This is a genomic window from Leeuwenhoekiella sp. A2 (assembly GCF_047946655.1).
Lineage (GTDB): Bacteria > Bacteroidota > Bacteroidia > Flavobacteriales > Flavobacteriaceae > Leeuwenhoekiella.
This window is the reverse complement of sequence record NZ_CP172311.1, coordinates 349,432-364,820: the sequence shown is the minus strand read 5'-3', so window position 1 is coordinate 364,820 and position 15,389 is coordinate 349,432. Positions and strand designations below refer to the sequence as shown.

At 36.6% G+C, this 15,389-nt stretch carries 13 protein-coding genes; 7 read left to right on the top strand and 6 right to left on the bottom strand.

Features of this window, described 5'->3' with window-relative positions; genetic code table 11:
* Position 1: 1 nt before the first annotated feature.
* The 6 genes from ACH3PA_RS01625 (at position 2) to ACH3PA_RS01600 (ending at position 6,948) form a co-directional block, all read left to right on the top strand.
* Entirely contained in the window at positions 2–1,318 is a 1,317-nt protein-coding gene (locus ACH3PA_RS01625; protein WP_416441167.1) for a hypothetical protein, read from the top strand.
* Positions 1,299–1,886, top strand: a complete 588-nt coding sequence (locus ACH3PA_RS01620) for an acyltransferase (protein WP_416441169.1) — start codon at positions 1,299–1,301, stop codon at positions 1,884–1,886. Before ACH3PA_RS01625 ends, ACH3PA_RS01620 begins: the two co-directional genes overlap by 20 nt.
* A gap of 7 nt (positions 1,887–1,893) precedes the next feature.
* Positions 1,894–3,027 carry an NAD-dependent epimerase/dehydratase family protein gene (locus ACH3PA_RS01615; protein WP_416441171.1) on the top strand — a complete coding sequence of 378 codons (1,134 nt, stop codon included), beginning with the start codon at positions 1,894–1,896 and terminating at the stop codon, positions 3,025–3,027.
* Positions 3,028–3,029: 2 nt separating this feature from the next.
* Positions 3,030–4,043, top strand: a complete 1,014-nt coding sequence (locus ACH3PA_RS01610; RefSeq protein ID WP_416441173.1) for a hypothetical protein — start codon at positions 3,030–3,032, stop codon at positions 4,041–4,043.
* A 197-nt stretch (positions 4,044–4,240) separates the two neighbouring features.
* On the top strand, positions 4,241–5,344 hold the full coding sequence (locus tag ACH3PA_RS01605; protein ID WP_416441175.1) for a glycosyltransferase family 4 protein: 1,104 nt from the start codon (positions 4,241–4,243) through the stop codon (positions 5,342–5,344).
* A 35-nt stretch (positions 5,345–5,379) separates the two neighbouring features.
* Positions 5,380–6,948: an NAD(P)/FAD-dependent oxidoreductase gene (locus ACH3PA_RS01600; protein ID WP_416448401.1), complete on the top strand. Its 1,569-nt coding sequence runs from the start codon at positions 5,380–5,382 to the stop codon at positions 6,946–6,948.
* On the opposite strand, the gene ACH3PA_RS01595 is transcribed toward ACH3PA_RS01600, so the two are convergent.
* The 5 genes from ACH3PA_RS01595 to ACH3PA_RS01575 all read right to left on the bottom strand — a co-directional run bounded on the left by ACH3PA_RS01595 (position 6,941) and on the right by ACH3PA_RS01575 (position 11,972).
* On the bottom strand, positions 6,941–7,927 hold the full coding sequence (locus ACH3PA_RS01595) for an aldo/keto reductase (protein WP_416441179.1): 987 nt from the start codon (positions 7,925–7,927) through the stop codon (positions 6,941–6,943). The two genes, ACH3PA_RS01600 and ACH3PA_RS01595, sit on opposite strands and share 8 nt — an antisense overlap.
* 22 nt (positions 7,928–7,949) lie before the next feature.
* Complete coding sequence (locus ACH3PA_RS01590) at positions 7,950–8,450, bottom strand: c-type cytochrome (protein ID WP_416441181.1); 501 nt, start codon at positions 8,448–8,450, stop codon at positions 7,950–7,952.
* 10 nt (positions 8,451–8,460) lie between these two features.
* Positions 8,461–9,780: a PQQ-dependent sugar dehydrogenase gene (locus tag ACH3PA_RS01585; RefSeq protein WP_416441183.1), complete on the bottom strand. Its 1,320-nt coding sequence runs from the start codon at positions 9,778–9,780 to the stop codon at positions 8,461–8,463.
* A gap of 34 nt (positions 9,781–9,814) precedes the next feature.
* Positions 9,815–10,396, bottom strand: a complete 582-nt coding sequence (locus ACH3PA_RS01580) for a cupin domain-containing protein (RefSeq protein WP_416441185.1) — start codon at positions 10,394–10,396, stop codon at positions 9,815–9,817.
* 91 nt (positions 10,397–10,487) lie between these two features.
* Positions 10,488–11,972: a M28 family metallopeptidase gene (locus ACH3PA_RS01575; protein WP_416441187.1), complete on the bottom strand. Its 1,485-nt coding sequence runs from the start codon at positions 11,970–11,972 to the stop codon at positions 10,488–10,490.
* Positions 11,973–12,193: 221 nt separating this feature from the next.
* On the opposite strand from ACH3PA_RS01575, the gene ACH3PA_RS01570 reads away from it, so the two are divergent.
* The gene (locus tag ACH3PA_RS01570) at positions 12,194–14,233 is read left to right on the top strand and encodes an LTA synthase family protein (RefSeq protein WP_416441189.1); all 2,040 of its coding nucleotides are present in this window, start codon (positions 12,194–12,196) and stop codon (positions 14,231–14,233) included.
* On the opposite strand, the gene ACH3PA_RS01565 is transcribed toward ACH3PA_RS01570, so the two are convergent.
* Positions 14,234–15,388: a hypothetical protein gene (locus ACH3PA_RS01565; RefSeq protein ID WP_416441191.1), complete on the bottom strand. Its 1,155-nt coding sequence runs from the start codon at positions 15,386–15,388 to the stop codon at positions 14,234–14,236. It lies immediately after the preceding gene.
* Between the last annotated feature and the right edge of the window lies 1 nt (position 15,389).

Sequence of the window (15,389 nt, the reverse complement as noted above, 5' to 3'; positions counted from 1 at the left end):
AATGAAGGTTTTAGCTATAGGATATTATGATGATTTTGCACGTTTTTTTTTAGGTGTTAAAAAAGAATTTAAGCGTGAAACATCTACTATTGAGTTTAGATACCATAGCCTTTATTTTAGTGGTGCTTTATATTTTTGGATCCGGGGTCATGAGGCTTCTTGGTGTTCAATGATAATTTATATAAGGGGGTTATTATCAAGAGAGGGTTATAAAAAAAAACTGGATTCATCTAAAATTTACAAAGGTATTGATTTAGAAGGGGTTATCAACTATCATATAATATGTAATGGCACGAGATATAAACCTGCTTTACTGTTGCAGGCAATTGCGGCGATAGATTATTGGGAAAAAAAATTAGAACATAATAAACCCGATGTGCTAATACTGAGTGGGGATTCCCGAATGGTGATAGAAATTTTAAACATTTTAGCAGTAAGGCTGGGTATCAAAATTTATTATTTTGAACAGGGTCCATTTGGTACTACCATTTTAGATACTGAGGGTGTTAATACAAATGCAACGATTAGAAAAAAAGAGATAGCTGTAAATGCAGAGCTAAATCTGGCAGGTTTAATTCTGCAATTTTTACAAAGAGAACGGTCACAAAAATACAAGAGATCCCCTATTTATAGAGGAAGTGACTTTATACTGCAAACATTATTGAGTTCAGTAGGATTTATGCCTTCTGATATATTTGTAGCTCCCAATAGTACTTCAAAAAGTATTGTTTATGAGGACATTAGAATTGAAGCCGAAACCAAGAGTAGTGAAATAACTTTTTTTCTTTTAATTCTTCAAGTACCTGTTGATGTTAATATGGTTTATCATAGCCCAGATTATAGTAATCATCATGATATAGTTAATGGAGTTTATAAGGCGCTACCAGCGAATTCAAAGTTAGTCATAAGAGAGCATCCTTTGTTTAAAGGAAGGTATGAAGATAACCTCTATAATTTTATAAAAGCTCATAACATTCCTATTGATAATGAAACGGCTTTAAACGTTCAACTACAAATGGCAGATGTCGTAATAGTTAATAATTCTACCGTAGGGGTTGAAGCCATTGCGTTATACAAACCTGTGGTTGTTCTCGGCAATGCTTATTATGACCGTCCTGAACTTTGCATTAAACCACACTCTAATTTAAGTGCGGCTTTAGAGCTTTCAAGAAATTGGAGGCCAGATAAGCAGAAGGTCGATGAATTTCTTTATTATTTTTTTTATAATTATTTAATCGATGGTCATTTTAGGGATGAGAATCTTAAAGGAAGTAAAATGGTAGCAAATGAATTAATGGATGAATATTATTCTCGATAAAAGATATTTTTGGGCTTTAAGAGCAATTTGCTATAAACTCATATTTGGTAAAATTGGCAACATGAGTTATATAGGTCATCCACTATTTATAGTTAGAGCTAAACGTGTTTTCTTAGGTAAACGGGTACGAATTTTTCCCCACTTCAGATTTGAAATTTTAAATGATATGGGTTCGATCAATATTCAGAACAATGTTTCAATTGGTCAAAATTTTCATGCTATTTCTGATGGAGAGTTAACCATAGGAGAAAATACCACTATTTCAGCCAATGTTTTTATTACTAATACGGAACATACTTTCAATCAGGTTGATGTCCATATTATGGATCAGCCCATGAAATTTTCAGAAACCCAAGTAGGTTCTAATTGCTTCATTGGTTATGGGGTGACCATTCAGGCAGGAACAATTTTAGGCAAACAATGCATTATAGGCGCAAATGCAGTGGTAAGAGGGCAATTTCCTGATTATTGTGTGATTGTAGGGGCACCAGCTAAAATAGTTAAAAGATATAATCCTGAAAATCAACAGTGGGAAAAAACAAATAACAAAGGAGATTTTTTAAGATAAAACATAAATGAAAAAAATACTTATTACAGGAGGCGCAGGCTTTATAGGTTCAAATTTATCACTGAAATTAATCAATAAAGGTTATGAGATAACAGTTCTAGATAACCTATCTCCGCAAATACATGGAGAAGATCCGGAATCTTCTGCTTTATACATGTCCATAAAGAACAAAGTAAACTTTATTCATGGTAGTGTTACTAAAAAAGAAGATTGGAAAAGAGCATTAAGAGGAATAGATGCTGTTATTCATTATGCAGCTGAAACGGGAACAGGGCAATCGATGTATGAAATAGGGAAATATACTGATGTTAATATACAAGGTACTTCTCTAATGTTAGATATTTTAGCCAATGATACCCATAATATAAAAAAAATTATAGTGGCTTCCTCACGTTCCATTTATGGTGAGGGCAAATATAAATGCCAAAAACATGGTATAATCTACCCTACTGAAAGAAATGAAGAGAATATGCTTCATGGAGACTTTGAGGTCAAATGTCCATATTGCAGCAAAGAAGTAGAATTGATGCCAACAGACGAGGCAAGCAAAATTCATCCTTCTTCAATATATGGTATTACTAAACAAGTTCAAGAACAAATGTTTTTGGTCATAGGTAAATCTTTAAATATTCCAGCGGTGGCATTTAGATATCAAAATGTTTATGGTCCAGGACAATCATTGTCTAATCCTTATACAGGGATATTGTCGATTTTCTCTACACGTATTAAAAATGGTAATAATATCAATGTTTTTGAAGATGGTTTAGAAAGTAGAGATTTTGTCTATATTGATGATGTAGTGGATGCAACCATTTTGGGACTTGAAAATGATGCCGCTGATTATCAAATATACAATGTCGGCTCAGGCGAACGTACAAATGTTTTAAAAGTGGCAACAACTCTTAAAAATGCATATGCTTCAGATGTCAATATATCAGTCACTGGAAATTTTAGATTAGGTGATATTAAAGATAATTATGCTGATCTTGCAAAGATTAAAAATGATTTAGGATTTTATCCAAAAGTTGACTTTGAAACGGGCATTAATAATTTTGTTAATTGGGTAAATAGTCAGGAAGTAAAGAGCGATTCCTATGATAAATCGATTAATGAAATGAAAGAAAAAGGTTTGTTAAAATAATTATGAAAAGCCTCAAAGGACAAAATATCTTATTTCTTTCCCCTCAATTTTTTGGTTATGAAAAAAAAATAAAAAAAGCATTAGAAGATTTAGGAGGTTATGTGATATGGCATGATGAGAGACCTTCAAATTCTTTTTTTAGTAAAGTTTTTATACGTCTCAATTTTAAATTCTTAATTGGACAGAGAATTAAGAATCACTACGATAGAATTATAAAAGAAACTGAAAATATAAAATTTGATTACATCTTTCTTGTAAATCCAGAAACAATTACCCATTCTATTTTTAAGAATTTCAAAAACAAAAATCCCCAGGCAGAGTTTTTGACATATATGTGGGATTCTGTAAAGAACAAGAAAAAGTCTAATTTTATGCTTCCTTTAGTAGACAGGTTTTTCACATTTGACGCTAGGGATAGAGCTATTGATTCTAAAATTGAATTCCTACCTTTATTTTTTATAGAAGAATTTGAAAATCAATGTGGCAAAGGGAATTTTAAAGAGGATAAGCCTTATAAAACGTGTTTCTTTGGTACTGTTCACAGTGATCGTTATCCAGTTGTAACAGAAATTTCAAATCAGATAAGAAAAAAAGGATTTAAAACATATCAGTTTTTTTATTGTCCTGATAGAATACTGTTTAAACTTAAGCAAATAACCGATAAAAATTTTAGAGTTATTGAGCGAACTGATATAAATTTTAAGCCTTTAAATAATAATGAGATTTCTAAAATTTTAGATGAATCAGATATAGTTATTGATATTGAACATCCTGACCAGTCTGGTCTTACAATGAGAACTATAGAAATGTTAGGAGCAGATAAAAAATTAATCACTACCAATAAAGAAGTCGTAGATTATGATTTTTATAATAGTTCTAATATTTGTGTAGTTGATAGAAAAGATATCCGCATACCTGATGAATTCTTACAATCCGATTATCAAAAAGTAGATGAGGCAATTAAAATGAAATATAGTCTAAAAAACTGGTTAAAAATTATATTTGATTTAAACTGATAAAAACACTCTATAATATACTATGGTATCATAGCGTAAAAAAGTTGTTTTTATGCAGACCAGCAGCTTTAATTTTATTATAAGCTATCGTGTCATGATGATGATAATACTATAAGGGATCATACAGAATCTCAAGATAATTAATATTGGATATAATTTCTATATTTGCCATCTTTTTTACTAAATAAGCTATTATATTGACACCACTCATACTTATATTTTTTGCTTTTTTTACAGCGTTAGTAATTGGCTTAATTACACTCCCTGAGATAATTAGAATTATTCTAGGTAGGAAGGTTGTTGACGTTCCTGGCGGAAGAAGATTACATGTTGGCAATATTCCCACTATGGGGGGCGTAGCCGTATTTGTAGGTTTTATGCTTTCTGCATTTATCTGGACTCCCATGGAGTTCTTTGGTGAGTACAAGTACATGTTTTTCGCTCTTGTAGTGTTAGCAATAACAGGTATTAGAGATGATATGGTAGAATTGTCTTCTACTATAAAGTTCTTAATACAAATTGTTGCGACTGGGGTGGTTGTAGGATTAGGCGAAATTTACATTACTTCATTTTATAGTCTTGGTTTTGATATCATATTTCCAGAATGGCTGAGTTTTGCAATGACTGTGTTTGTAATAGTGGGGCTCACAAACTCTTTTAATCTGGTAGACGGTATAGATGGCTTGGCAGGATCAATAGCATTACTATGCACACTTTTTCTGGGTGTATGGTTCTACATTACAGGCTTTACTAACATTGCTTTACTGTGCGCGGCCATGTCGGGGGGAATTATTAGCTTTTTATGTTTTAACTGGCATCCCGCTAAAATATTTATGGGTGATACAGGATCTCTATTCATAGGTTTCTTTTGTGCGGTAATGCTGGTCACTTTTTTAAAAGTAAATGAAGGTTTACCCTCTTATGCAGATTTCAAAATAGATAATTCTGTAAGCCTTGCGATGGTTCTCTTTATCTATCCCATTTTTGATACTTCCCGTATTATGATAATTAGGTTAATGCAAAAGCGTTCTCCTTTTTCACCAGATAAACTCCACATTCATTCCCTGCTATTAAGGCTGGGTTTAAAGCATCACCAGATTTCTCTTTTTGTAAATGCTTTCAGTGTGCTGGCGATTATTATTTGTATTGCACTTGATGGTATTGTAACTGATTATGTGGCTATTGCTATTGGCTTAATAACCTGCTATTTGATAAGTTTATTTATTTCAAAGAGGGTTGAAAAGTTTAAAGCTTACAGGAAACCCATGCAGCTCAAGCGGAAGAAAAAAGGTCAGAATTAAAGATTACTTTCCTCACCCAAAAATCCACTTTTGTAATGAGTAGGCTTGTTCAGATTTCTATTTTACCGCAGCAACAGGAAGATCATAATTACATTTTTGAACTTGCACTTGAAAAATCCAAATTTAGAAAGTCTCAGATTCAGGACTGGCGTATAAGAAAGCGTTCTATAGATGCACGCAATGAACCGGTTAAGCTTATGCTACAGGTAGAGTTGTGGAAAATCGGTGAAAATCGGGTAAAAATCTCCCCTTTTGTGCCCAAAAACGTCGCTTCTGCGAAAGAAATCGCGATTATAGGAGCGGGTCCAGCAGGATTATATGCTGCCTTACGCGCAATAGAAGGCGGATTAAAACCAATTATTTTCGAAAGAGGAAAAGATGTGCGTTCGCGAAGACGTGATCTGGCAAAAATCAATAAAGAACAAACTGTAAACCCGGAATCTAATTATTGTTTTGGCGAGGGCGGAGCAGGAACTTATTCTGATGGCAAACTCTATACGCGATCTAAAAAACGAGGTAATGTATTAAAGGCAATGGAGTGGTTTGTACATTTTGGTGCAGATCCAGATATTCTCGTCGATGCACATCCACATATTGGTACAAATAAGTTACCTAAGATAATAACCGCTATGCGTGAAGCTATTATCGAAGCGGGTGGAGAAGTGCATTTTGATTCAAAATTCACAGATCTTCAAATTGAAAATAATCAAATAAAAGCGATTCAAATAAATGATGAAAATTGGCTTTCTTTTGATGAGGTGATTTTGGCCACAGGTCATTCAGCAAGGGATATTTTTTATCTGCTTCACAAAAAAGGAATTAAAATAGAGGCCAAAGCTTTCGCCTTGGGTGTGCGTATAGAGCATCAGCAGAGCTTAATTGATTCCATTCAATATTATGGTGATAATGACAATCCATATTTACCGCCGGCTTCTTACAGTCTGGTGGAACAGGTAGATGGCTTAGGAGTTTATTCTTTTTGTATGTGCCCGGGTGGCATTATCGCTCCATGCGCAACTAATCAGGAAGAGGTCGTCACAAACGGATGGAGCCCAAGCAAACGCAACAATCCGTATTCTAATTCGGGAATTGTGGTGAGTATAGAACCAGCCGATTTACCTAACTTTTCACCCGATAATCCCTTTGTTTGTCTCGATTTTCAGAAAGAAGTAGAACGAGCTTGTTGGGAAGCTGCGGGTAAAACGCAGCGTGTACCGGCACAACGCATGATTGATTTTGTGGAAAAACGCGTTTCTAACGATTTCCCGAAAACTTCATATCAGCCAGGGATTGTTTCTGTAGATTTAAATGAAGTTCTGCCACCGCTTATTGCGAAACGCTTGCGCAAAGCTTTTATTGCCTTTGGTAAAAAAATGAAAGGATATTATACTAACGATGCAGTTTTACATGCACCTGAAAGTAGAACATCCTCTCCTGTTTCTATTCCACGTGATCCAGTTTCGCTGGAGCACATTCACATTAAAGGTCTATGCCCTTGTGGTGAAGGCGCCGGTTATGCCGGTGGAATTATTTCTGCCGCGATCGACGGTATTAACTGCGTTGACGCGATTCTGAAAAAAGTCATTACTGAACGAATTAGCTAATTTTTTCCAATTCTTTATTAATAAATTCAATTTCATCTCCAGATAAATTAATATCTGCTGCCTTTGCATTTGGCACAGACTGGCTTTCATCACGGGCACCTGCTAATGCTATTGTTATTCCGGGACGTTCAATCGTCCACTTTAGAACAAGCTGAGCCAGACTCACATTTTTCTCATTAGCTATAGGTTTTATTTTGTCAAGAAAGCCATTAGTCTTTTTAATACTTTCGTCAGTAAAATATTTATTGCTGGCACGGTGATCACCTTCTGCAAATTCGTGGCCAGGCTTTATTTTTCCTGTAAGAAGACCACGCTCCATTGGGCTGTAAGCTAATATTGATTTGTTATTCTCAATGCAATAAGGAACAACTTCATCTTCTACAGCTCTATTTACCATACTGAATGGAATTTGATTTGATGCTAAATTCACGTATTTTTCAGCTTCTTTCATTTGCTCTACATTGTAGTTGCAAACTCCTGCATAACGCACTTTTCCCTGCTCAATTAGTTTCGCAACAGCTTCAAAAGTTTCCTGAATAGGAGTTGTAGTATCTGGCCAATGTATTTGATACAGATCAATATAATCTGTGCCCAAACGTTTTAAACTGTCCTCAACTTCTTTAATAACACTTTCTTTACCGGCGTATCTGTACAAATCGATTTCTTTACCGCTGTTATCTTTGCTGTGAAAGGAAAAATCGCCTTTTTGAACATCCCAACGCATTCCAAATTTTGTTAGTATTTGCACTTTATCGCGGGAGTAATTTTTTATAGCTTCGCCAACTATTTCTTCACTTGTACCCATGCCGTAGACAGGAGCTGTATCTATAGAAGTTACACCTTCATCATAAGCTGCTTGTATTGCACGTATAGCATCTTTACGTTCTGTGCCGCCCCACATCCATCCTCCGGCAGCCCAGGCACCAAAGGTTATTGCTGAAACATTTAGATCTGTGTTTCCTAGTTTTCTATATTCCATTTTTTATTTTCATTTTAAAATTCTACTTGGTTTGCGTGCGTACAGTTTCAACTTCTTCAGGCGTAATTGGTTCAGCTTTATTGCCAAAACTATTACGGATGTATGATGTCACATTAGCGATATCCTCATTGCTTAGAGAAGCAAAAGGAGGCATCGCATTCGCGAAAGTCGAGCCTTTCACAACCAGTCCTTCATTAGAGCCATCTAATACAATACTTATTAGCTGATTTTTTTCACCCAGAACGTATTTTGTGTCTTTTAACGGCGGATTTAAGCCTGGAACGCCACTACCTGTTGATTGATGACAAACCAAACAGTTTTGTGTGTAAACAGTTTTACCTGCTTCCATAAAGGCTGGTATTTCCTTTTGTGATTCCTTTGCAGTAGTTTGAGCAGAAGAAGTAGTTTCCTGAATTTCTACATCAGATTCAGTTACTGTGTTTTTCTTTTTTTCGCCATTGCAACCAATAAGCATTAAAAAAGCTAAGCCTAGAATTGGCAGCGCTACTATTCTAATTTTCATGATCGCAAGTTTATTTTTGATTATAAACTATACGATAAATTGTTCCGCCCGTATCATCAGAAACATAAAGAGAACCATCAGGACCTTGCGCTAAACCAGTTGGTCTGTGAGCTGCGTCACCGGGAGATTCTACTCTTTCCATACCGGCAAAACCGTTAGCAAAAACCTCATATTCACCACTTGGTTTTCCGTTTTCAAATGGAACAAATGCTACCATATAACCTTCTTGTGGTTCAGGTGCCCGATTCCATGATCCGTGAAATGCTATAAAAGCCCCATTCTTATATCGTTCAGGAAACATATCTCCCGTGTAAAACAATAAAGCATTAGGTGCCATATGACCAGGAAATGCAGCAACGGGGTCATTTGCATTCTCACCGCCTGTTTTCTCACCATCGCCACCATATTCCGGAGCAACTATTTTCTCTTCTTTTTGTTGATCATAATAAATATAAGGCCAGCCGGCATCGTCTCCTTCATTCAACATATACATTGTTTCTGCAGGAAGAACGGCAGAAGTTTTTTCATCGTAAAGATCAGGGAAAAGAGTGTGCAATTGGTCACGACCATGCTGCATCACAAAAAGCTTGTCATTTTGTGTGTTCCAGTCAAGACCTACCACATTTCTAAGTCCGGTAGCATAGCGTGTACCATCGCCATAAGTTTGTTTTAATCGGTCTGCATTAAATCTCCAGATCCCGCCGGCAGAATCTAAAATAGGGCAGGGCTGCATTCCCGGTGAACCAGGCGTTCTGCTTTGTACCTGGCACGCATTAGAATATGCGCCAATGTTTACATAAATATTGCCAGCACCATCAAGCGTAATTGATTTAGACGCATGCTGTCTGCGATTGATAAGACCAGTTACAATTGTGTCCGGACTTTCAGGATTAGTTACTTTTTGATCAGCATCAAGCTTATAGCGAAAAATCTCCTGGTCTGAAGTTGCATACAGATTACCGTCAGTTAAATAAATACCAGTACCGCCATAATTAGCAAAGGTGCTGGTTGAATCTGCCACACCATCACCATTAGTATCCTGAAGATAAACAATTCCCTTACTGTCTTTAGGTTGGTTTAATTTTACATAAATTCCGCCCTCTTTTGTTACAGCTATATGTCTTGCTGCACCTAAAGAATCTGCGACTTTAATCACACCAAACCCTTCAGGTACTGTAAGATCTGCATTGTTAGAACTTATTGCAAGGTTAGATTTTTCATCTGAAGTTTCAGATTTATCTGTTGCATCGTTCTTACAAGCTGTTAATGTCGCTAAGGACAAACAGGTGAGATAAATAAAATTTTTAGTCGAAAATAGATATTTGGTCATGTTTTATTATAGTTAGTTAGTGATGATTCTTGATTTATGCGTTGGTCCATGACTCTGACATTTCCTTACCAGAAAGAGGATCGGCTTCCGGGATTGGCAGAGCCGCTATGTTTTTATCTGCAGCTGGTCTTTCTCCTGCTAGACCTTTATTGATATCCCAGCTTCTACCATCAGGATAAGCGCCCACAATTCCTAAATCAGTACTGCCCAAATTTTTATGACCAACACCTGCCGGAATAATGACAATATCTCCTGCTTCTATGTTTACTTTTTCGCCTTGCTCTCCACCTAAATGAACTAAAGCTTCGCCGGAATAAACCCCGAGAACTTCATGTGAAGTGCTATGGTAGTGGTGAAAGTCATAGATACCATTTCTCCAGGAATTCGTCCAGTTATTAGACGCAAAGGTGTCTTCCAGCCATTTCGCGCCGGCGGAATTTCGTTCAGAAAAGGCGTTTTTATAGACTAAAAGGGGATATTTACTATTGGGTATCTTACCGTCGTCTTTAAAATGAAACTGTTTGATTTCCATTTGTTTCGCGTTAGCAACCTTTGGCAAAGCCAAAAATAATCCGGCCAAGCCAAAGGTTGATAGAATTTTTTTACGATTCATCATATGAATCTTTTTATTGCCTTTTTAAGCAGGTTCAAGTTAGTGAAATCTATAAACCCAAACCTGTATAAAGTTGTTAAGCAATTGATAAAATCTATTCTTCTAAAGCAGGCGCAGCTGTACTTTCTGAAACTTTCCAGCCTGTACCGTACATCCACTTTGTCATTTTAGTAAGCTTGGTTATATCTATGCCTTCGGGTTCATCGCGCGGAGTGTGATAATCAGGATGCAACAAAGTAGTGAACATAAGTGACGGAATTCCCCATTGCGCATACGGTAAATGATCGCTGCGGAAGTACCAGTGCTCAGGATGTTCTTCTGCATCCCATGAAGTATCTACCTTAAAATGGGTAAGTTCATCATTTGCGCTCATCGCCATATCTACAAGTTGCTGCGAATTGCGATGCGGTTCTATAGAACCCAGCAAAGCTGCAGAATCAGGGTCATTTCTGCCTATCATGTCACCATTAAGAACAGCGACTATTGCTTCTTTTTTTACCACAGGATGTCTTACAAAATAGCGCGAACCTAAAAGACCACGTTCTTCTGCGCCGTGCCATACAAAAAGAGCGCTGCGTTTACCGGGGTTAGCTTTCCATGCTCTTCCTATTGCCAGCAAAGCAACAGAAACCGTAGCATTGTCATCTGCACCATTCCATATAGAATCGCCATCTTTATCAGGAACACCTACACCGTCATGATCATGATGACTGCTAAAAAGTACATATTCGTTTTTAAGTTCAGGATCTGTACCGGGAACTTTTGCGATTACATTTTCTGAAGGATAATCAAAAATATTCACACCCAGCTGTAGCGAAATTTCCGTATTTTCACTCATTAGCTCATCTTTAAATTTAGAGCCGACTAAAACTACGGGAGCAGCTTTAGTATCTGGTGGATTCATACCTTCTATCTGGTAACGACCTTCTTCAAAACCGTGACCAAAGAATCCTATTTGCGACTGTGCAGTAGAATCTGCTACCAGAATAACTGCAGCAGCCCCTTGTTTTATGAGTTGGCCGGCTTGCTGGCGTATTGCAGATAAAGCATATCGGTAAACCCAAAGGCTCATCCCTTCTGCTGGAAGGGGGGACGGCGGGATTAAATCCATCGCGATTACTTTCCCCGAAAGGGATTTTGTGGTGTCTGCGAGCGATTTTTGCCAGGTTACAGCCGATTTTACAGAAGCTTCAGTTGGTGCAGTTACCCAGGCTTCTTTCCACATTTCAAGTTTTTTTCCGTTAAGGGAAATTTCACTTTCTGTTGAAACTGTAGTCCTTTTTAAATTAAAGAATTGAAAGTAAGTTCCATCATCACCAGCCGGTTCAAGGCCGGCTTCCTGAGCTTGTTGAGCGACCCAGGCCGCAGCGCGAAATTCATCTAAAGTTCCTGCACGGCGCCCGCGCATCGAGTCGCTTGCCATTTCAAACAGGTCTTTTTTTAAATCAGCTTCTTTTATTGCAGAAAGCGCTGGTGGTTCCTGCGTTTGAGCGAGCGAATTTTCGGCTTGTAAAACGAGCGAAAAAACAAAAGCAACAGGAAGTAATTGTAATAATTTAAGCGTGTAGTTTTTAATCATTTGAAGTAGTGGTTAATTACATAAAATTTAAAAGTTGGTATTTTAAAATTAGAACAATAAAGAAGAAATAAATTTTGTGTTTACATAAAATTAACGGCTACCTAAATATTTAGCTAAATAATAATTTGAAGCTTGTAAATAAACAATTTGCTAACAGGAATAATCTTATTTTTTTAAATCGCTAACAACCTTTATCTTGTCCTGATCATTTTCCTAAATCAATGATGGATCAAGATTCTACTCCTGAGAAAAATAGTATTTTAGAGAAGGTGCTTTTCGCCTTAAAATCTGCTGCGATTTTTACTATAATCTGGCTGATTTTCATGCTTTTTTACCGGATAATTGAGTTGTCTGTTTATGCTTACAGCCATGCTTTACCACAGGGTAGTTTTAAATTACTTGCGATAAGTTGGTTTATAGATCTGCAATTGTGGTTAAAATGTCTGCTTCCTTTTACGTTGGTATTTTTACTCGTTTCTTTGTTTTCCAAAAGGATCGCGCAGATTAGCGCTTCGGTATTTTTGATTCTCTTTTTTTGTATTAATCTACTCCTAATCAATTATTTTAATGAGGCTTTAGTAACGCTGGGAGCTGACCTTTTTGGGTATTCATACACAGATATTTCACAAACTGTGGGAGCTTCAGGAAGTGTGAGCTTTCTTTCAGTTTTTGTATTTCTTCTGGTGATTGCGCCTTTAATATTAGCCTTGATTTTTATACCAAAAAGGCTAAAAATGAACCAATATTTGGCGATTTTTTTGCCGATGGTTTCTTTGGTTCTGCTCAGTTTTGGCAGTGTTAAAAGCGCTAATAATTTTGATCTCGATTCTGATTTTGCATCTAATATCGTTACCAATAAATCTCAAATATTTTACGGCTCTGTAGATGATTACTTATTCAAACCAGAATATGAGGTTGATATTTACGCAGACAGTTATCTGGCAGATATCAATGAAGGCGAAAGTTTTGAATATGTAGATCGTGATTATCCTTTCTTGCACAGAGCAGATACGACAGATGTGCTCTCACCATTTTTTCAACCTAAAGAAAAAGCTCCCAATATTGTTATCATTCTGGTTGAAGGTTTAGGCAGGGCTTTCTCCAACAAAGATGCTTATTTGGGCAGTTTCACCCCATTTCTCGATTCACTTTCTACAAAGAGTTTGTACTGGAAAAACTTCTTAAGCGACGGCGGCCGTACGTTTGCTGTGTTGCCGTCTTTAATGAGTTCGTTGCCTTTTAGCAAAAATGGTTACCTGGCTATGGGAGAAAATATGCCTGACCAATTATCACTTTTTAATGTGCTTGAAAATATTGGCTATAAGACATCTTTCTACTACGGCGGCGATTCTGGCTTTGATAATATGAAGCTGTATCTTCAAAAAAATAATGTTGCTGAGATCAATGATGAAGCGACTTTTCCTGCCACATATCAAAAATTGCCTGAGCATAACGGCTTTACCTGGGGTTACGGTGATAAAGAAGTTTTTGATTACTATTTTGAAAAGAGAAATTCAGATAAAAGTGATAAACCTGCGCTAAGTGTGATTCTCACGGTTGCTACCCATAGTCCGTTTTTAATTAAGGAGGAAAACAAATACAACGATTATTTTGAAAAACGCTTAAGCGAAATGGATCTGAATACGGCAGAAAAAGCTGAGCGCGAAAATTATAAAAAGCAGTACAGCACCATTTTATATGCAGATGATGCGCTAAAAGATTTCTTTAAGAAATATCATAACAGGTCTGACTTTGAGAATACTATTTTCGTAATAACGGGAGATCACCGTATTCCTGAAATTCCGCTGAGTACAAAAATAGATCGTTATCATGTTCCGCTAATTATTTACTCGCCTTTATTAAAACGCACAAAAGTAATGGCATCGGTTTCCAGTCATTTTGATATCGCACCCAGTCTTATCAATTATTTAAAAACCAACTATAAGATTAAAACACCAGAATTTGAGAGCTGGATGGGGCAGGGGCTTGATACTACAAAAACCTTCCAAAACAGGCATAAAATCCCCCTTATGCAGACAAAAACCAGCATGATAGATTTTGTAATGGGTGAGTATCACCTTAACGGAAATAATCTCTTTAGGTTAGATGAAAATATGAATGAAACCCCAATAGATGATAAAGCCAAAAAAGAGCAATTAATTAGCGCTTTTAATGCGTTTAAGCTGAAAAATAACAAGATCACAAACGGCTTTAAAATTATTCCAGACTCTATTTACACCAAGTATACCAGCCAGAAATAACTACAATTTAGCCTTCTGATTTTTAAGAATACTGCCTAGCATTGGGCGGTAGAATTTCCAGAAAAAACTTGCTCGTTCCAGCGGTTGGCGGTCGTCGTAAAAAAGACTTTTAAAAGCGGAAATCCCTTTAAAATAAGAGCTTTTAAAATTTACCGGATTATCACTAAAATCGCCTGAAAAGTAGTAAAAATCGTAGTCAGAACCGGTGTGACTGGTTACGGCAGGAAAACTAAACGGAATGTTGTGTTGCGCTAATAAAGCTTTGCCTTTAGCATTCACGTCAATATCAAAGGATGCGGCAATCGTGTTTATCGCTAAATCTGGTTGCATCACATCAAACCAAAATGGATATTTTATTTCCGCTGGCAGCGAAAGATTTTTCCGGGCATTTTTTGTGCTTTTTATAAAAGGCATTGAGCGATTTAGATCAGTCCCTTCCTCGAGAACGATAACCTGTTGTTCTTTTCCCACAAAGATGATTCCTGATTTTTTAAAATTCCACTTTGTACCGTTTGTGGATTCATAACTGGTAACCATCCATTGCGGGATATCGCTGTTTCTGTCTTTATCCAGATTATCAAAATATCGTCCCGTCCAGCCTGTCCATTTAAGACCAAACAATTTTTCAAATTCATGTCTGTTTTCGCTTAAAGTTGGGGAGCCTATGGTATTGAATTCGGCAAGAATTAACTTCTTTTCCTTCTTCATCAGCTTTAGAAAATCGACGTCGTTTTGGCTTAAGCCACCATATAACAATCCCGGCTTTCCCGCGCCATCTCCCTTTTTATACCAGTCGCTGCTGTAAACACCATACGTGTCTGTAAAATAAACAGCATCTGCATCTTTGCTCAATTTTTTTAATTGCGTGTGCGTAAAACGCTCAAGCCCTTTAATCTTGTAATTTTCATCATCTTCGGGGAAAAAACCAAAATAATCCGCTTTTGCGTTATAGGCCTGATGTGAGGTTTTAGTAATTCTGTTGTTGTTTAAAACCCAGTTTAGTGAGAGGTGTTTTTCGCGGTTCTGCGTAATTACAGATTTATCTATAACTGCAACTACTAATTTTTGATTGGGCGTAAAAAACCACGCAGCCCACATGCCAAGTGGAATAATAACAATGAAGATAATAATTGCAAAAAATATCTTCTTTACCATT